This window comes from Streptomyces sp. NPDC027962, assembly GCF_055566095.1.
The window spans coordinates 91,310-108,870 of record NZ_JBVHTA010000002.1; the positions used below are offsets into that span (position 1 = coordinate 91,310).

14 protein-coding genes and 1 pseudogene are annotated in these 17,561 nt (G+C 70.1%); 9 read left to right on the forward strand and 6 right to left on the reverse strand.

The window, feature by feature from the left end:
• The first annotated feature begins 79 nt into the window (after window positions 1–79).
• From ACZ4SA_RS02085 to ACZ4SA_RS02100, 4 genes are all read left to right on the forward strand, one after another.
• Complete coding sequence (locus ACZ4SA_RS02085) at window positions 80–949, forward strand: M24 family metallopeptidase (RefSeq protein WP_468268735.1); 870 nt, start codon at window positions 80–82, stop codon at window positions 947–949.
• Window positions 946–2,733 carry an SDR family oxidoreductase gene (locus tag ACZ4SA_RS02090; RefSeq protein WP_468268738.1) on the forward strand — a complete coding sequence of 596 codons (1,788 nt, stop codon included), beginning with the start codon at window positions 946–948 and terminating at the stop codon, window positions 2,731–2,733. The genes ACZ4SA_RS02085 and ACZ4SA_RS02090 overlap by 4 nt, the downstream gene beginning before the upstream one ends.
• 33 nt (window positions 2,734–2,766) lie before the next feature.
• The gene (locus tag ACZ4SA_RS02095) at window positions 2,767–3,708 is read left to right on the forward strand and encodes a MerR family transcriptional regulator (RefSeq protein WP_468268741.1); all 942 of its coding nucleotides are present in this window, start codon (window positions 2,767–2,769) and stop codon (window positions 3,706–3,708) included.
• A 128-nt stretch (window positions 3,709–3,836) separates the two neighbouring features.
• A complete protein-coding gene (locus ACZ4SA_RS02100; protein ID WP_468268744.1) occupies window positions 3,837–4,412 on the forward strand; it encodes an RNA 2'-phosphotransferase in 576 nt (191 codons plus the stop codon).
• Window positions 4,413–4,458: 46 nt separating this feature from the next.
• Here the strand turns inward: ACZ4SA_RS02100 and ACZ4SA_RS02105 are convergent, their stop codons facing one another.
• A complete protein-coding gene (locus ACZ4SA_RS02105; protein ID WP_468268747.1) occupies window positions 4,459–5,355 on the reverse strand; it encodes an LLM class flavin-dependent oxidoreductase in 897 nt (298 codons plus the stop codon).
• A gap of 101 nt (window positions 5,356–5,456) precedes the next feature.
• Here ACZ4SA_RS02105 and ACZ4SA_RS02110 point away from each other — a divergent pair, with 101 nt between their 5' ends.
• The 4 genes from ACZ4SA_RS02110 to ACZ4SA_RS02125 all read left to right on the forward strand — a co-directional run bounded on the left by ACZ4SA_RS02110 (window position 5,457) and on the right by ACZ4SA_RS02125 (window position 8,500).
• Window positions 5,457–5,768, forward strand: coding sequence for a hypothetical protein (locus ACZ4SA_RS02110; RefSeq protein ID WP_468268750.1), 312 nt, complete (start codon window positions 5,457–5,459; stop codon window positions 5,766–5,768).
• Window positions 5,769–6,084: 316 nt separating this feature from the next.
• Entirely contained in the window at window positions 6,085–7,188 is a 1,104-nt protein-coding gene (locus ACZ4SA_RS02115; RefSeq protein ID WP_468268753.1) for a hypothetical protein, read from the forward strand.
• 665 nt (window positions 7,189–7,853) lie between these two features.
• Window positions 7,854–8,102, forward strand: coding sequence for a type II toxin-antitoxin system CcdA family antitoxin (locus tag ACZ4SA_RS02120; protein ID WP_468268756.1), 249 nt, complete (start codon window positions 7,854–7,856; stop codon window positions 8,100–8,102).
• Window positions 8,099–8,500 carry a DNA-binding protein gene (locus ACZ4SA_RS02125; protein WP_468268759.1) on the forward strand — a complete coding sequence of 134 codons (402 nt, stop codon included), beginning with the start codon at window positions 8,099–8,101 and terminating at the stop codon, window positions 8,498–8,500. Before ACZ4SA_RS02120 ends, ACZ4SA_RS02125 begins: the two co-directional genes overlap by 4 nt.
• Window positions 8,501–8,581: 81 nt before the next feature.
• Here ACZ4SA_RS02125 and ACZ4SA_RS02130 read toward each other — a convergent pair.
• Window positions 8,582–8,800, reverse strand: a pseudogene (locus tag ACZ4SA_RS02130) (LLM class flavin-dependent oxidoreductase); the annotation flags it as partial.
• A gap of 97 nt (window positions 8,801–8,897) precedes the next feature.
• Between ACZ4SA_RS02130 and ACZ4SA_RS02135 the strand changes: the two are divergent.
• On the forward strand, window positions 8,898–9,767 hold the full coding sequence (locus tag ACZ4SA_RS02135) for a Cof-type HAD-IIB family hydrolase (RefSeq protein ID WP_468268762.1): 870 nt from the start codon (window positions 8,898–8,900) through the stop codon (window positions 9,765–9,767).
• Between the two features lie 97 nt (window positions 9,768–9,864).
• Here the strand turns inward: ACZ4SA_RS02135 and ACZ4SA_RS02140 are convergent, their stop codons facing one another.
• The 4 genes from ACZ4SA_RS02140 to ACZ4SA_RS02155 all read right to left on the reverse strand — a co-directional run bounded on the left by ACZ4SA_RS02140 (window position 9,865) and on the right by ACZ4SA_RS02155 (window position 17,418).
• The gene (locus tag ACZ4SA_RS02140; protein WP_468268765.1) at window positions 9,865–10,908 is read right to left on the reverse strand and encodes a M23 family metallopeptidase; all 1,044 of its coding nucleotides are present in this window, start codon (window positions 10,906–10,908) and stop codon (window positions 9,865–9,867) included.
• A gap of 355 nt (window positions 10,909–11,263) precedes the next feature.
• A complete protein-coding gene (gene cydD, locus ACZ4SA_RS02145) occupies window positions 11,264–14,878 on the reverse strand; it encodes a thiol reductant ABC exporter subunit CydD (RefSeq protein WP_468268768.1) in 3,615 nt (1,204 codons plus the stop codon).
• Between the two features lie 6 nt (window positions 14,879–14,884).
• Complete coding sequence (cydB, locus tag ACZ4SA_RS02150; RefSeq protein ID WP_468268771.1) at window positions 14,885–15,886, reverse strand: cytochrome d ubiquinol oxidase subunit II; 1,002 nt, start codon at window positions 15,884–15,886, stop codon at window positions 14,885–14,887.
• Window positions 15,887–15,909: 23 nt separating this feature from the next.
• The gene (locus ACZ4SA_RS02155; protein ID WP_468268774.1) at window positions 15,910–17,418 is read right to left on the reverse strand and encodes a cytochrome ubiquinol oxidase subunit I; all 1,509 of its coding nucleotides are present in this window, start codon (window positions 17,416–17,418) and stop codon (window positions 15,910–15,912) included.
• Window positions 17,419–17,561: the final 143 nt, after the last annotated feature.

The window sequence follows — 17,561 nt, forward strand, 5'->3', positions numbered from 1 at the left end:
CCTTGACGCAGCCGCCGGGCATTGTCACATTCATCAGTGTCAAGTTACGGGTCGTATCGCTCAGGAGACGGACGGTGGCATGGCCTCGGCAGTGACAGCTGAACGGACCGGGGAGCTCCGCGGTTTCAGGCACGAGCTCCGCGGTTTCAGGGATGTGCAGCGCCTGGCGTACGAGTGCGCGGAAGCCGTCGCGGCCCAGCTGAAGCCCGGTGTGACCGAGCGCGAGGCGGCGCGGATGCAGCGGGAGTGGCTGCGCGGGCGCGGGGTGCGCGACTGGTTCCACCTCCCCTTCGCCTGGTTCGGGGATCGCACGGCGTTCACGGACTTCCGGACACCTCTGCAGTTCTTCCCGACCGACCGTGTCCTGGAGGCGGGGATGCCGTTCATCCTCGACATGGCGCCGGTTCTGGGCGGCTTCACCGCGGACATCGGCTACTCGGGCTGCCTCGGCCCGAGCCCCCTCCACGACAAGCTGCTCGCCGACCTCGGGGCGCACCGCGAGCTGATCCTGCGCGAAGTGCGGGAACGACGGCCGCTGCGCGAGATCTACGAAAGCGTGGACCGGTTGATGGTCCGCCAGGGGTACGCCAACAGGCACCGCGCCTACCCGTTCGGCGTGATCGCCCACAAGATCGACCGGGTGAGGGACCGCCGCTGGTCTCCGAGTCTCTTCGGGTTCGGCACCCAGGCACTGAAGGGCCTCGCGAGCGACGTGCTGCACGGCCACCGCGACGGCTGGTCCCCGCTGTGGAGCCCCTACAAGTTCTCCGACCACCCACCCCGGCCGGGGCTGTGGGCGGTCGAACCGCACCTCGGATTCCGGGGTACGGGTGCGAAGTTCGAGGAGATCCTGGTCGTCACCGACTCCAGGGAACCCGAGCAGAGCGCGTTCTGGCTGGACGACGACCTGCCGCATGTGCGGCGGTGGGCACAGGAGAGGAACCGGTGAGCGTGGGAGCACTGGCGGGGGCGCGCGAGCGCCGGGTCCGTACGGGAGGGATCGAGCTGTGCGTCGCCGAACTGGGCGACGAGACGCAGCCGACCGTCATGCTGGTCCACGGGTATCCGGACAGCAAGGAGGTCTGGTCCGAGGTCGCGGGCAGGCTGGCGGACCGCTTCCACGTCGTGTTGTACGACGTCCGGGGACACGGCCGCTCCACGGCGCCGACCCCGCTGCGCGGCGGCTTCACCCTGGAGAAACTGACCGACGACTTCCTGGCGGTCGCCGACGCGGTGAGCCCGGACAGGCCCGTGCACCTCGTCGGCCACGACTGGGGGTCCGTGCAGGCCTGGGAGTTCGCCACGGTCGCGCGCACGGAAGGCCGCATCGCCTCCTTCACCTCCATGTCGGGCCCTTCGCTGGACCACTTCGGACACTGGATCAAGCGGCGTATGAGCCGTCCGACCCCGCGCAGGGTCGGGCAACTGCTCGGCCAGGGTGCCAAGTCCTGGTACGTGTACATGCTGCACACCCCGGTGCTGCCCGAGCTGGCCTGGCGAGGCCCGCTCGGCAAGCGCTGGCCGAAGATACTGCAGCGTGTCGAGAAGGTGCCCGCGGGTGAGTATCCGACGGCGTCGCTGCCTCAGGACGCCGCGCACGGCGCGTGGCTCTACCGGGACAACGTCCGGGCCCGGCTGCGCCGCCCGCGCACCGACGCCTACACCCACGTGCCCGTCCAGCTGATCACGCCGACCGGTGACGCGTTCCTGTCCGAGCGGCTCTACGACGATCTGAGCGAATGGGTACCGCGGCTGACCCGCAGGTCCGTGGTCGCCAAGCACTGGGTCCCAAGAACACGACCCGACCAACTCTCGGCGTGGATCGGCGAGTTCGTCGATGCTCACGAGGGCGGACCGAGCAGGCCGGCGGGGCCCGGGCCGACGGCGAAGCCGGACACCGGGGTGTACGCGGAACGGTTCGGCGGACAGCTCGTCCTGGTGACGGGCGCGGCGAGCGGTATCGGACGGGCCACGGCGTTCGCCTTCGCTGAGGCCGGGGCACGCATCGTGGCCGTGGACCGGGACGCGGAGGGTGCCGCCAGGACGGCTGAGATGTGCCGGCTCATCGGCGCCCCGGACGCGTGGGGCGAGGTGGTCGACGTCAGCGACGAACAGGCCATGGAGAAGCTGGCCGAGAAGGTCGCCGCCGAGTACGGCATCGTCGATGTGCTGGTCAACAACGCCGGGACAGGGCTGTCGGGCTCCTTCCTGGACACCAGCTCCGAGGACTGGAAGAAGGTCCTCGACGTCAATCTGTGGGGCGTGATCCACGGCTGCCGGATCTTCGGCGGCCAGATGGCGGAGCGCGGCCAGGGCGGCCATATCGTCAACACCGCCTCGGCCGCCGCCTATCTGCCCTCCAGAACACTGCCCGCCTACAGCACGTCGAAGGCGGCGGTGCTGATGCTCAGCGAATGCCTGCGGGCCGAGCTGGCCGGCCGGGACATCGGCGTCACCGCGATCTGCCCCGGCATCGTCAACACCAACATCACCTCCACTGCCCGTTTCGCCGGAGTGGACGAGGCGGAGGAAAAGCGGCGGCAGAAGAAGTCGGCCCGGCTGTACGGGCTGCGCAACTACCCTCCGGAGAAGGTCGCCGACGCGATCCTGCGGGCGGTGGTACGCAACCAGGCGGTCGTGCCGGTCACCCCTGAAGCCCGGGTCGCGCACTTCATGTCACGGTTCACGCCGGGGGCGCTGCGCGCGCTGGCAAGGCTCGAGCCGCGGCTGTGAGCAGCGCGGCCGGCCGTCGTGGAGGGAGTGGACTTGTCCGAGCAGTCGACAGCCGAGTACCGGATCGAGGACCTGGCGCACCACAGCGGCGCCACGGTCCGCACGATCCGGGCCTATCAGGACCGGGGGCTGCTCCCCAAGCCCGAGCGGCGGGGCCGTTCGAACGTGTACGGCTCCGCTCACCTCACCCGTCTGCGTCAGATCGCCGATCTCCTCGAGCGGGGCTACACACTCGCCTCCATCAAGGAGTTGCTGGATGCCTGGGACACGGGCCGCGGCCTGGGCGGTGTGCTCGGACTCGTGGCCGAGGTGCAGGGGCCGTGGACCGACGAGGAGGTCGCCAGGATCTCCCGGAAGGAACTGGAGCGCAGGTTCGGCGGTACGCCCGACGAGGACGCCTTCGCCGAAGCGGTGGAGCTCGGCGTGCTGGAGCCGATTCCGGGGCGTGAGGACGAATTTCTGGTCCCGAGCCCCCAAGAGCTTTCGGTGGCGTCCGAATTGCACTCCGCGGGAGTACCGCTGACGGCAATCTCCGGACATCTGAGGGAGGTTCGGGAGCAGGTGGAGCATATCGCCGCCCGTTTCCTTGAGTTCACCACGGAGCATGTCTTCGCGCGCTTCCTCGAGCACGGGCCGCCGACGGACGCCGATGCGGCAGAGGCGGCGGCTCTCGTCCGACGGCTTCGCCCTCTCGCCCGGCAGACGCTCGACGCCGAACTGGCCCGCGCCATGCAGACGTTCGCGACACTGCACCTGCAGCAGCACCTCATGGCCGACGGGCCGCCCCCTGTGGAGGAAAGGCGTACAACAGTCACCCTTCCCCCAGAGACAATGCGCGCTGTGCGCCGCCTGGTTGGTGCGGACAACGCCGACACCTTCGTCCACGCGGCCACCGAAAGGGAGCTTCACGCCAGGACGTTGGACGACCTCGCAGCAACACACCGCATCAACGGGCATATTGGGCAAACGGATTGAAAAGCCATGGCAGTTGTTCACAGATTCACCAATTCGCCTGTGGATAAGGCACGTTGGTTGTGGATCAAACCTTCGAGCCAGGATTTTTTGAGTGGCGTCGCCGACATCCGACCAGGCAGGCTGACCCCATGAACGCAGGACCCGCCGACGCGACATCCGACGAGAGGCGCACCGTCAAGGTGTCGAAGTACCTCTCGAAGCATCTGCGCCACCAACCCGACCGCATCGGCATCACCCTCGACGCGAACGGCTGGGTGCGGATCGACGAGCTGATGCGGGCCGCGGCCGAGCACGGTTTCCGTTTCACCCGGGCCCAGCTCGACCACGTCGTCGCGGTGAACGACAAGAAGCGCTTCACGATCGACGGCGACCGCATCCGCGCCAACCAGGGCCACACCGTCGAAGTCGACCTCGACCTGCCGGCGGCAGAGCCGCCGGAGTACCTGTACCACGGGACCGTCGCCCGCAGCATGGACGCGATCCGCGCCGAAGGCCTACGGCCCATGAACCGTCACGACGTGCACCTGTCGCCCGACCGGGAGACCGCGACGCGCGTCGGTGCGCGCCGCGGCAACCCCGTCGTCCTCGCCGTGCACGCAGGCGCGCTCCACCGGGCGGGCCATGTCTTCCGGGTGAGCGCCAACGGCGTCTGGCTCACCGACTCCGTGCCCCCGGAATTCATCCGCTTCCCCGGCGACGGGTGAACCGCCGGCCTCGCGCGACGCGCAGCCCTCGGCCCCACGGGGGGCCTCAGCCGACGAGCTGGGCCAGGCCCTCGGTCGCGATCTGCTCGAAGACCGCCTGATCGGCCGCGAAGTCGGAGTCGGGGATGGGGGCGTGGACCGCGATCTCGGTGAAGCCGAGTTCGAAGTGCCTGCCCGCGAAGTCCACGAACGCGTCCAGCGACTCGAGCGGCCGGCCGCGGTCCGGCGTGAAGCCGGTGAGCAGGATCTTGTCCAGTTCGCCGACGTTCCTGCCGATGTCTGCGCACGCCTTGGCGAGTTTGTCGATCTGCCCTCGAATGGCGTCGCGGGACTGTTCGGGGGTGCCCGTCTCGAAGAGCTTCGGGTCGCCGGTGGTCACCCAGGCCTGCCCGTACCGGGCCGCGAGCTTCAGCCCGCGCGGGCCGGTCGCGGCGACCGCGAACGGCAGACGTGGCCGCTGCACGCACCCGGGGATGTTGCGCGCCTCCACCGCCGAGTAGAAGGCGCCTTCCTGCGTCACCGAGTCCTCGGTCAGCAGCCGGTCGAGCAGCGGCACGAACTCGGCGAACCGGTCGGCGCGTTCCCGTGGTGTCCATGCCTCCTGGCCGAGCGCCGTGGCGTCGAAACCCACACCGCCCGCACCGATGCCCAGCGTGATCCGCCCGCCCGAGATGTCGTCAAGGGAGATCAGCTCCTTGGCCAGGGTCACCGGGTGCCGGAAGTTGGGGGACGTCACGAGCGTACCCAAACGCATACTGTGTGTCACGGTTGCTGCGGCTGTGAGAGTGGGGACCGCGCCGAACCACGGCTCGTCCCGGAAGGTCCGCCAGGAGAGGTGGTCGTACGTGTACGCGGTGTGGAAACCGAGTTCTTCGGCCCGCCGCCAGATCTTCTGTCCTTCGACCCACCGGTGGATGGGGAGGATCACCGTGCTCAGTCGCATGACCCCGACGATACGCGGGCTTCCCCGCTGCCACGGATACGCCGACGGAGCAGATTCGGGAAGCCACGCCGACGTCGCGATGGGGCCGCTACGGTGGCGTCATGGGCACGCTGGGTAGGGCCGAACTCGAGGCCATGATCGAAGAGGCGACTGTCGACGCCGGCAACGAGGACGAGCAGCTCACCGGTCTGTTCACCATGCTTGAGGAGTACCTCGACCTGCCCTTCACCACCGCGGTTCTCGGCGTCGAGGTAACTGTGCGCGGCGTCGACCTCACGCCCGACGGCAGGATCGTCGCCCTGTGCTCTCGTGACCGCGTCCGGCAGCCGATCGGCGTCCTGGAACTGCCGTTGCCCAGTCCGGCGCCCGAGGGGGCGGAGTGGATCGAGGCGTACCGCCACTGGGCCGGTTGAGGCCGGGTGAGCTGCTCGGTGCCGTACGGCGCTGAGCGCCCGTGCGAAGAAGTCCCGACGAACAACCGCCGCTCATCGGCGCGAGTTCGCGGCGGGCCCGGCGGGCGCCTTTCGGCGTTCGCGACCGAGCCGGGCGGCTTCGTCGCGCTGCTGGACGCGGAAGGCTTCGGTCTGCTCCGCCGTGATGGCCGGGTGGCGTCGTCCGCCGGGGTGGTCGCACGCGGTGCTCCGCCCCGTACGGGTTCGTGCCGGGGCGGAGTCGTACCATCGGTGGGTTTGCTCGAACAGCGAAGCCCGTTCGCGAGGGGGAACTCCCATGGGTGGCGACAACAGCCATACGGAAGCCGACAGCAGCGCCAGGGCCGACAGACGGGGCCGGATATTGGTCTGGACGGTGATCGCGATCATGCTCGCCGCCGGCGCGGGACTGTGGTCCACGCGCGGCTGGCCGTTCCGTGCCCGCCACTGCTGGGGGGCGTGGTACGAGAACAGCGGCCCGCTCTTCCTGAGCGAGGACGCGGTTGACGAGCCGGGGTCCCGGCGGCAGAGCACGCGGTCTAAACCGCCGTCGGCCGGTGCGACGGAGCTGGCGACCTGCGACGTGACCATCACCTCGCCGCTAGATCTGAGCGGGGGGTCGGTTGAGGTCGAAGAGCGCGTCTCGCTGGCGATCGGCCCCGTTCCTGCGGGGGCCGAGGACCGTCGCGCGTGGATGGCCCCCTACCTCGATGGTTCCGCCTCGCCGTTGCCCGACGGCCTGGAGGGTGTCGTGACGCGGGACAGGGGGCTGTTGGTCCTGCCGGAGGCGTGTGACGTCGACGGAAGGCCCTCCGTGGTGACGATCCGCAGCGCGAGTTGGATGCGTGACCAGGGCGAAGAGTCAGCCACCCCCTTTCCGATCGGCTCGCCGCATCAGGTCACCGAGCTATTGTTGGAAGCCGCCGACGTGGGCATGGAAGAAGCGGACTGCGAGCCGGACGAGCCGTTGCTCGCGGAATCGCCGCTTGTGGTCGTGGACGGAGCGACGGATGTGGCCCAGGAGGGTTTCGACGTCTGCCGTAATTCCGGAATGCGCTTCGCTTTCGGCCGCGAGTTTCTGTACTACTGGCAGGTGGGTGCGGTCGCAGGGAAACTCCAGACGTGTTCCGTGGCGAAGAGCCCCAGGAACAGCCCCGAGGTTCCGATGGCGCAGTACGCGATGGTCTCGTCCCCGCGGATGACAGCCCTGTTCGACGGGCTGCCCGAGGGAGTGGACAAGGGTTTGCGGCGGGCCATGTGCAAGGACAAGCCCACGGTGTTCTACGGCAACGTCAACGAGGCGCTCGTCGGCGATGCGGTTCCAGATGCCACGACGGTGTTCACGCACTTCATGCAGGCCACGGCCGGACGCAGTGGTTGCCCCGACGCTGGTCGGGCGTGACGAGCGATCTCGTACCAGGGGGAGGAGGAGCAGCGTGTCTGGCTCGCCACTTCCTGAGCGGCTCCGGTCGCTCCTGCCCGACGGACACAGCGCTGCAAGTTGCCGACAAGGAGATGAAGGCTGCCAGTCGCGCGCCGGACGTCCCTGTGCGCCTGGAGCCGCCGATGGTGGCGGATGCCCAGGGCGAAGCCCCGGCCAGGCAACCGTTCTGCCGGATCCCCGGAGTGCGCTTCGACGATGTGAGGGCCACCACGACGAGCAGTAGATGGGCATGGTCGGCGACCGACTGCGGACCGGCTCGATGATGTGGGAGACGCGCCACACGCCGAAGGGGCCGACGCCCGGTCGTGATGGCCGACACGCCAAGGTTCACCGCACCGTCCGCGAGCCTGCCCCAAGGCGTCGACCACGGAGCTGGTGCGGAAGACCTGCGAGGGGCGGCCGACGGTCCACCATGGGACCAGGGGCCACGGGCGGGACACCGGCCGAAGGTCCGGGCGTGGACTCCGGCGGGAAGCCGGCCGCGGTGCCGGTCGAGGATCCCGGCCAGGACGCGCAGGCGGCCCCGAGACTCCCGGCCCGACCCGGCGACGCACCGACCTGCGGCCTCGGACGCACGCCGAGCGAGACGACCGCGGGTGCGCATATCGCGGTATGCTCGCGTCATGGCGGACACGACAAGGATCACGGTGACGCTGCCGACCGAGCAGGTCGCCGAACTGAGGAAGCTCACCGACAACATCTCCGGTTATGTCGCCGAGGCGGTGGCGCGGCAGCTGCGGCACCAACTGCTCAGTGCCGACCTGCAGCGCCACCAGGAGGAGCACGGGGCCTTCACCGAGGAGGAGCTGGCGGAGGCGCGCTCCAGGATCTTCGGGACGATGGACGCGAGCGGGTCGGCGAGCGCGGCGTGAACGAGCACGTCGAGACCGTCGTCCTGGACTCACAGGGGATCTCCGCCTGGATCGCGCAGGACCGCAAGATCCTCGCGATGTTCCAGGTTTTCCATGCCATGGGTGCCGATTACGTCATCGGAGCCAACACCATCGTGGAAGTCAGCCACCCCCGGGTGAACATGCCCCGGCTGCGGTGGGTGCTGTCCCGGGTCAAGGTCGAGCCGGTGACCGAGGCGGCAGCCAAGGCATCCGCGGAACTGCTCAAGGCCGCAGGTCTGCACGGCCACAAGTACGCGATCGACGCGACTGTCGCCGAGGTGGCACTGCGCCAGCCGGGTCCGGTGGCCGTACTGACGTCCGACGTCGACGACATGGCCCGGCTGTGCGGTGACCGGGTCAGGCTCATCGGTGTCTGAGAGGGGGGAGTACAAGGGGCCACGCCTCGGCCCCAGGGAAATCCGCCCTGGTCAGGCCGGGATAGGTGAAAAAGGCTTGACTGAGGTGACCAGCGTGCCGAGGCGCAGCCGCTCGGTCGCCGCGCCGGCGGCCGTCAGGGTCGGCACCGCGCCGTACCAGGGGCCGTCGCGGAAGGTTCGCCACGACAGGTGGTCGTACGTGTACGCGGTGTGGAAACCGAGCTGTTCGGCGCGCAGCCACTCGTCGCGGCCGCCGCGCTGCCAGGGACGGACGGGGAGGATCACGGTGCTCAGACGCATGCCTCCGAGCGTACGTGCCCGACCGGCCCGCGACACCGTCCACTCAAATGTGCGCCCTCTCGCACGCCCGTGCACACCCGTACGGGAGAATGGATCTGTGACCTCAGCTACCGAGCCCCACCGCCTGCCCCTCATCACGCCCCGGCTGATCGCCACCGACCTCGACGGAACGCTGCTGCGGGACGACAAGTCGGTCTCCGACCGGACGATCGCCGCGCTCGCAGCCGCGGAGGAGTCCGGGATCGAGGTCTTCTTCGTCACCGGCAGGCCGGCCCGCTGGATGGACGTCGTCAGCGACCACGTCCACGGCCACGGCCTCGCGATCTGTGCCAACGGCGCGGCGGTGGTCGATCTGCACGCCGGCGGAAAGCTGCTGGAGGTCCGCGATCTGCCCAGGGCGACCGCCATGGACGTCGTACGGACGCTGCGCACCACCGCACCCGGCACCTCGTTCGCAGTCGAGCTGACCAGCGGCATCCACTACGAGCCGGACTATCCGCCCTTCCATCTCGACCCGGGCGCCACCGTCGCCACCGCGGAGAAGCTCCTCCACGAGGAGCGGCCGGGCGAAGGCGCCCCCGTGATCAAGCTGCTCGCCCACCACCACGATCTGGTGCCCGACAGCTTCCTCACCCTGGCCCGTGCCGCGGCGGGCGAGCTCGCGTCGTTCACCCGCTCGAGTCCGACGGCGCTGCTGGAGGTCAGCGGCCTGGGCGTGAGCAAGGCAAGTACCCTCGCGCTGTGCTGCGCGCAGCGCGGGATCTCCGCCGACGAGGTCGTGGCGTTCGGTGACATGCCCAACGATGTGGAAATGCTGACCTGGGCAGGGACCTCCTACGCCATGGGCAACGCGCATCCCGATGTGATCGCGGCCGCGTCCGGGCGGACGGTCGCCAACAACGAGGACGGCGTCGCCGTGGTCATCGAGCAGATCCTCGCCCGGCACATGGAGCAGCATCAGGTCTGACCTGGACGGTGTCAGTCCGGCCCGGAGGAAGCGGACCGTGCCGGGGCCGCGGTCGCCTGCACGGGGTGCGGCCGGGCCGCCGGGCTCGCCACCGGGCTCACAGATTCACGCCGCGTTCGCGCAGCCAGGCCACCGGATCCACCCCCGACCCCAGATAGGGCGTGAGCCGCGCCTCGAAATGCAGGTGCGGCCCCGTCGAGTTGCCCGTGGTACCCGCCTGGCCGATCCACTGACCGGTGCGCACCTGCTCGCCCTGGTCGACGGCGACTGACGCCAGGTGCGCGTACTGGGTGTAGTAGCCGTCCGAGTGCGCCACGACGACCTGCATGCCGAAACCGCCGCCGCAGGAGACGCTGACGACCCGCCCGGCTCCGACCGACCGCACCAGAGCGCCGAGACCGAGGGCGAAGTCCTGGCCCGTGTGCCGATGGGCCCAGAGCGCGCCCACGCTGTCGAAGCCCGCGGAGAGCGTGTAGTGCTCAGCCGGCGCCACCCATTCGGGGCCGGCCGGAGGTGCCGGCTTCTCGGGCCGCACCGCACCGGCGCACTTGCCCGCCGCCGCACTGCGGTCCGCCTCCGCCTGCAGCTCCCACTGCGCGGCCTCGAGCTTGGACTCGATACCTCGTTTGACGGCCGCCAGCCGGGCGTGGCGTACGGCGAGGTCGTGCCAGGCGGCGGTGGCCTTCGCCTCTGCCGCGCCGAGTTCCCGCTCGGCCTTGCGCGCCCGGTCCAGCAACCGGCTCACCGCCTGCTCGGCCTGCGCGCCGAGGCGGAAGCCGCGCAGCAGGGCATCGGGGTCGTCGACGAGCAGGAGGCGGCCGACGAAGGCGAGCGAGCCGCCGGTCCGGTACTGCTCCCGCGCGACGGCTCCGACGGCGTCGTGGATCGTGCCGCGGCGTTTCCGCTCCTGCGCCAGCCTGTCCTGGAGACGGTCGGCGACGGCGCGCTGCCGGTCGGCCGCACGCTTGCCACGCTCGTACTGCTCCGTGGCCTTGGCCACGTCCTCGTAGAGCCGTGTCACAGCGATGCCGGCAGGTGGCGCCGGAGCGTCGTTCGCCACGGCGGGGGGCACCGGCGCACCGAGAAGCGCGCACAGGACCACCGGGAGGATCAGCAGCCGGTCGCGGAGTCTCAAGCACATCCACGGATCGTCGCCCGGGATCGGTGGGATCTCGGGGACCGGTGCGGTGTCGTAGGGCCACCTGGCCCAGCTACCGCCGCAACTCGGGGGACAAGCCCGTCCGCGCTACGGCTTCGGACCGGAAGGCGCGGCGGGTCCGGCGGAAGCGCCCGGTCCGGCGGGTCCGGCCCCCGCATGGCCTCCAGAAGGTGGGGCACCCGGGCGGCGACGCGGCGGACAGGCCCGGGCGGACAGGCCCGGGCAGCCGCGCGTCTCCTTGGCGGTGCCGTCGGCCGACACGCCCGCGTGGCCGCGCGTCTCCCGGGCTGCGGCGTCGAGCGGGCCCTCGGCTTTCGGACGGGTTCATGACCCGAGATCAAATAGTTCTGTCCGACGGGGAAAGTCGGGCGTCGAGTTCGTCCGCGGCCCGCTCCCGCTGCAGCATGGCCCGCAGCGGCCCCTCCACCACGGCGAGCTCTTCGTACGCCCCCCGCTGCACGACCCGTCCCGCGTCCAGGACGACGATCTCGTCGACCGCCTCCAGACCGCGCAGGCGATGCGTGATCAGCACGGTGGCGGGAGCGGGCCCCGCTGCCTCGCACTCCGCGTCCATGCCGGTGCCCCGCCCGGCAGCTCGCGCCTCGGCCGCCCGGCTCTCGGTCGCCGCCAGCAGGTCGGCGGTGAGGGCGTCGGCCGTCGCCAGATCGAGATGCTCGGCGGGCTCGTCCAGCACCAGGACCGGGAACCCGGCGAGGAGCGCCCGCGCCAGGGCCAGCCTCCGGCGCTGGCCGCCCGACAGTTGGGCGCCGTGCTCACCGACGAGCGTGTCGAGACCGTCGGGGAGGCCGTCGACCCACTCCAGCAGCCGGGCGTCGTCGAGAGCCCGACGCAGCTCCTCCCGCGTCGCGTCCGGGCGGGCGATCCGCAGATTCTCGCGAACGGAGCTGTCGAAGAGATGGGCGTCCTGGGCACACAGCCCGACGAACCGCCGCACCGCGTCACCGTCCAGCGACGCCGCGGGCACACCGCCGATGGTGTACGTCCCCCGGTCGCAGTCCAGGAACCGGAGCATCACCTGCGCGAGCGTCGACTTTCCGGAGCCCGAGACCCCCACGACCGCGACCCGCTTCCCCGGGGTCAGCGTCAGGTCGAAGCCGCTCAGCGCGTCCCGGTCCTGGTCCGGGTACCGGCCGCCGACCCCGCGCAGCTCCAGCGGGAAAGCAGTGTCCGGCACAGCGGCCGGCCGCTCCGGCTCCCGCACGGGTACGGGAGCGTCGAGCACCTCGTACACCCGCTCGGCGCTGCGCTCGACGCGCCGCCGGTACTGAACGGCGAGCGGCAGCGCGGAGGCCGCTTCGAAGGCGGCGAGCGGCGTGAGCACGACGACTGCCAGACTGACACCGTCGAGACGGCCCGCCCGCACCGCCAGCACACCGACCAGCGCGGCACAAACCACCGTCAGGCCGCAGACGAGGGCGGAGAGTCCGCCGCCGAGCGCCGTGGCGGCGGACTGCCGCGCGGCGATGCGCGTCAGCTTCCGGTCCGCCTCGCGCGTCGAAGCCAGCCGTCGCGGGAGCGCACCGGCGACGGCCAGTTCCGCCGTCCCTGCAAGCAGTTCGACGATCCTGGTCGTCAGGACGCCGCGGGCCGGCGCGAGCTGCTGTTCGGCGCGCCGGGCGAGGACCCCGCCGGCCAGCGGTCCGCCGACTCCCGCCACGAGCAGTCCCACGGCCAGGACCATTCCTGCCTCCGGCAGCAGCCAGGCCGTGAATCCGACGGACGCCGCGCCCACGACAAGGGCCGTTCCGGCGGGCAACATCCAGCGCAGCCAGTAGTCCTGGAGGGCGTCCACGTCGGAGACGAGCCGGGAGAGCAGATCGCCGCGGCGGGTGCGGCCCAGGCCGGCGGGCGCGATGCGTTCGAGCCGGCCGTACACGGCGACGCGCATCTCGGCGAGCGTACGCAGCACGGCGTCATGGGACACCAGGCGTTCCGCGTACCGGAAGACGGCCCGCCCGATCCCGAACGCCCGGGTGGCCGTCACGGCCACCATCAGGTGAAGTACCGGCGGCTGCTCCGAGGCCCGGGAGATCAGCCATCCGGAGACCGCCATGAGGCCCACGGCGGAGCCGAGGGCGAGGCTGCCAAGCAGAAGGGCCAGGCCGAGCCGGCCCCGAAGGTGGCCCGCTGCGGTGCGCACCCGCGCCAGCGGCGGCTGTCCGCTCCTGACCGGAGCGCTGCGGTGAGCTGCCGGCTCCGCACCCGTCTCCGGTATCGCCTCCGCGCCGGGGTTCGTCCGTGCCGTCTCCGTAACGCGGTCTTCGGTCCGCCTGGTGTCCGCTGCCGCGGCCGGGCGGGCGAGCGTGACGACGCGGTCCGCGACGGCCAGCAGGGCGGGCCGGTGGACGACCAGCAGCACCGTCCGGCCCCGCGCCAGCCGGCCCACCGCTTCGACGATGTCCGCCTCGGTCGCTCCGTCCAGCGCGGCTGTCGGTTCGTCCAGCAGCAGCAGCGGCCGGTCGGCGAGAAACGCCCTGGCCAGCGCGAGCCGTTGCCGCTGGCCGGCCGAGAGCCCCGAGCCGTCCTCGCCGATCGGCGTGTCCGTCCCTCGGTGGAGTGCCGCGACGAAGTCGTACGCCCCCGCCGCCCGCAGTGCTTCCCGTACCGCCGCGTCGTCCGCGTCCGGGCGCGCGAGGCGTACGTTCTCCGCGATCGTCCCGGCGAAGAGATACGGAGCCTGCGGCACCCAGGCGATCTGGTCCCGCCACCGGTGCACATCCAGCTCGGCCAGGTCGGTTCCGTCGACTCGTACGCGCCCCTCTGCCGGCGCCACGAAGCCGAGCAGGACGTCCAGCAGCGTGGACTTCCCGACCCCGCTCTCCCCGACGAGCGCCACCGTCTCGCCGGGCTCCACCACCAGGGAGACCGCGTCCAACGACGCCTCGTCACGACCTCTGTGCCGAACGGTCACCCTGTCCAGCTCCAGCCGGAGGGTGCCGGGCACCGGACGCCCGCCGGATTCCCGCGGAGCGGTCTCGAGGACCTCAAAGATCTCCTGTGCCGCGGAGAGTCCCTCCGCCGCGGCGTGGAACTGGGCCCCCACCTGCCGGAGCGGCAGATAGGCCTCCGGCGCGAGGATCAGGATCACCAGCCCGGTGTACAGATCGAGATCACCATGGACCAACCGCATGCCGATGCCGACGGCCACCAGAGCCACCGACAGGGTCGACAGCAGCTCCAGCGCGAAGGACGACAGGAAGGCGATCCGCAGTGTGCGCAGTGTCGCCTGCCGGTACTGCGAGGTGATGGAGCGGATCGAATCCGCCTGTGCCTTCGCCCGTCCGAAGACCTTCAGCGTGGGCAGGCCCGCGACCACGTCGAGAAAGTGACCGGAGAGCCGGGACAACAGACGCCACTGCCGGTCCATGCGCGACTGCGTGGCCCACCCGATGAGCACCATGAAGACCGGGATCAGCGGCAGGGTCAGCACGACGACCGCGGCCGAGATCCAGTCCTCCGTGACGATCCGGGCGAGCACCGCGACCGGCACCACGACCGCGAGTCCGAGCTGCGGCAGATACCGCGAGAAGTAGTCGTCCAGCGCGTCCACGCCCCGGGTGGCAAGCGCTACCAGCGTTCCGGTGCGACGCCCGCTCAGCCGGCCCGGCCCCAGTTCGACGGCCCGCTCCAGCAGCCGTCGCCGGAGCTCCGACTTCACAGCGGCGCTCGCCCGATGTGCGGCGAGTTCGGTCAGCCAGGAGACCGCCGCCCGCCCGACCGCCACCGCCGCCAGCAGCACCAGCGGTGTGGACAGGCCGGACACGGACAGCCCGTGCCGGAAGGCCCCGACGACCACCTCGGCGATGAGCATCGCCTGAGCGATGACCAGGGCCGCGCCGGCCAGCCCGAGCACCACCACCGCGGCCAGGAAGATCCGGGTGGCCCGGGCGTACCGGAGCAGACGCGGATCGATCGGTTGCACGTGAAACATCCCCCGCTAGTGGGCGTCGGCGATGTGCTGGGTGCCTATCCGCTTGCGGAACACCCAGTACGTCCAGCCCTGATAGAGCATCACCAGCGGTGCGGCGACGGCCGCCAGCCACGTCATGATCTTCAGGGTGTACGGGCTCGACGAGGCGTTGGTGACCGTGAGGCTCCAGGCGGAGTCGAGCGAGGACGGCATGACGTCCGGGAAGAGCGCGAGGAACAGCATCGCCACAGAGGTGGCGATGGCGACCCCGGACAGGGCGAACGACCAGCCCTCACGACCCGCCTTGATGGCACCGACTGCACCCGCCAGCGCCAGCACCGCGACGACCAGCGCCACCAGGCTCTTCCCGTCGCCGCCTGCGGCCTGGGTCCACAGCAGGAAGCCAAGCGCCGGCACAGCCGTAAGCAGACCCAGCCTCCACGCGAGCGCCCTGGCCCGGGTCCTGATGTCGCCGACCGTCTTCAGCGCGGCGAACACAGCACCGTGGAACGTGAAGAGAGCGAGCGTGACCAGTCCGCCGAGCAGCGCGTACGGGTTGAGCAGATCGAAGAACGTGCCGACGTACTCCTTGTTCTCGTCGATCTTCACCCCCCGCACGATGTTGCCGAAGGCCACGCCCCACAGGAAGGCGGGCAGCAGCGAGGTCCAGAAGATCGCGTGCTCCCAGTTGGTCTGCCAGCGCTCTTCCGCCCGCTTGTGCCGGTACTCGAACGCGACGCCGCGCACGATCAGGCAGACGAGAATGAACAGCAGCGGGAGGTAGAACCCGGAGAACAGCGTGGCGTACCAATCGGGGAAGGCCGCGAACGTCGCCCCGCCCGCGGTGAGCAGCCACACCTCGTTGCCGTCCCAGACCGGCCCGATGGTGTTGATCAGCACCCGCCGTTCGGAGCGGTCCCGCGCCAGCAGTTTGGTGAGGACGCCGACCCCGAAGTCGAAGCCCTCCAGGAAGAAGTAGCCGATCCACAGAACGGCGATGAGTACGAACCAGACGTTGTGGAGTTCCATGCCTCAGCAGCTCCTCTGCGGCCTCAGTAGGAGAAGGCCATGGGCCGGTCGGCGTCGCTGTCGTCGCCGCCGATCTTGGTGGGCGGGTCGAGGTCGGCCTCCGTGAGTTCGGGCGGCCCGGCCTTGACATACTTCACGAGCAACCTGACCTCGATCACCGCGAGCACCGCGTACAGCGTGGTGAAGACGGCCATCGAGGTGAGCACCTCGCCCTGGGAGACCCCGGGGGAGACCGCGTCACGGGTGCGCAGCACGCCGTAGACGACCCACGGCTGCCTGCCCATCTCGGTGAAGATCCAGCCCCAGGAGTTGGCGATCAGGGGGAAGGCCATGGTCCACAGGGCGATCAGCCAGTACCACTTGCCCAGTCGGGGGCCGAGTGCCTTGTTCCTGAAGAGCACCAGATTCGGAACCTCGTCCTCGCCGGTCCGCAGGGCGGGGGGCAGCAGGAACTTCCTCCGGGTCAGCCAGAGTCCGATCATTCCGATGGTGAGAGACGCCATGCCGAAGCCGATCATCCAGCGGAAGCCCCAGTAGGCGACGGGGATGTTGGGGCGGTAGTCGCCGGGACCGTACGTCTCCTGGAGTTGCTCGTTGACGTCGTTGATGCCGGGGACGTACGAGTCGAAGTCGCTGTGCGCCAGGAAGGACAGCAGCCCGGGGATCTCCACGGCGACCTTGTTGTGCCCCTCGTCCACGTCTCCGTAGGCGAAGACGGAGAAGGGCGCCGGCGCCTCCCCGTCCCACAGCGCCTCGGCGGCCGCCATCTTCATGGGCTGCTGCTCGTACATCACCTTGCCGAGGAGGTCACCGCTGACGGCCGTCAGCAGTCCGGCGGCGGCGACGGTGACCAGGCCCACCCGCAGGGAGGTCCGCATCACGCGAATGTGCTTCCTGCGGGCCAGGTGGAAGGCCGAGACGCCGGCCATGAACGCGCCGCCGACCAGGAAGGCCGCCGTCATGGTGTGGAAGAACTGGGTGAGCGCGGTGTTCTGCGTCAGGACCAGCCAGAAGTCGGTGAGCTCGGCCCGTCCTCGCTCCTCGTTGATCCGGTAGCCGACCGGGTGCTGCATCCAGGAGTTGGCCGCCAGGATGAAGTACGCGGAGAGGACGGTGCCGATGGAGACCATCCAGATGCAGGCGAGGTGGACCTTCTGGGGCAGCTTGTCCCAGCCGAAGATCCACAGCCCGATGAACGTGGACTCGAAGAAGAAGGCGATCAGCGCCTCGAAGGCGAGCGGGGCGCCGAAGACGTCGCCGACGAAGCGCGAGTAGTCGGACCAGTTCATGCCGAACTGGAACTCCTGGACGATGCCCGTGACCACACCCATGGCGATGTTGATCAGGAAGAGCTTGCCCCAGAACTTGGTGGCCCTGAGGTACTTCTCCTTCCCCGTACGCACCCAGGCGGTCTGCAGGCCGGCGGTGAGCGCGGCGAGCGAGATCGTGAGGGGGACGAACAGGAAGTGGTAGACGGTGGTGATGCCGAACTGCCATCGCGCCAAGGTCTCGGGCGCCAGAGCGAGGTCCACGTCGTCTCTCCTTACGTCGCCGTGGTCACAGCGGCAGCCGACCCCCTCCCGTTCCATCCGATTTACGGGAGAAACAGAGTCCGCTTGTGAACGCGTTCACATTCACAAGCATTATGACGCACACGAAATTCGCACCTTCTATC

Excerpts from the sequence above, each read along its gene's own strand:
- ACZ4SA_RS02085 (WP_468268735.1), top strand. The coding sequence starts at position 80 with ATGGCCTCGGCAGTGACAGCTGAACGGACCGGGGAGCTCCGCGGTTTC.
- ACZ4SA_RS02100 (WP_468268744.1), top strand. The coding sequence starts at position 3,837 with ATGAACGCAGGACCCGCCGACGCGACATCCGACGAGAGGCGCACCGTC.
- ACZ4SA_RS02105 (WP_468268747.1), bottom strand. The coding sequence starts at position 5,355 with ATGCGACTGAGCACGGTGATCCTCCCCATCCACCGGTGGGTCGAAGGA.
- ACZ4SA_RS02110 (WP_468268750.1), top strand. The coding sequence starts at position 5,457 with ATGGGCACGCTGGGTAGGGCCGAACTCGAGGCCATGATCGAAGAGGCG.
- ACZ4SA_RS02115 (WP_468268753.1), top strand. The coding sequence starts at position 6,085 with ATGGGTGGCGACAACAGCCATACGGAAGCCGACAGCAGCGCCAGGGCC.
- ACZ4SA_RS02120 (WP_468268756.1), top strand. The coding sequence starts at position 7,854 with ATGGCGGACACGACAAGGATCACGGTGACGCTGCCGACCGAGCAGGTC.
- ACZ4SA_RS02140 (WP_468268765.1), bottom strand. The coding sequence starts at position 10,908 with ATGTGCTTGAGACTCCGCGACCGGCTGCTGATCCTCCCGGTGGTCCTG.
- cydD (WP_468268768.1), bottom strand. The coding sequence starts at position 14,878 with ATGTTTCACGTGCAACCGATCGATCCGCGTCTGCTCCGGTACGCCCGG.
- cydB (WP_468268771.1), bottom strand. The coding sequence starts at position 15,886 with ATGGAACTCCACAACGTCTGGTTCGTACTCATCGCCGTTCTGTGGATC.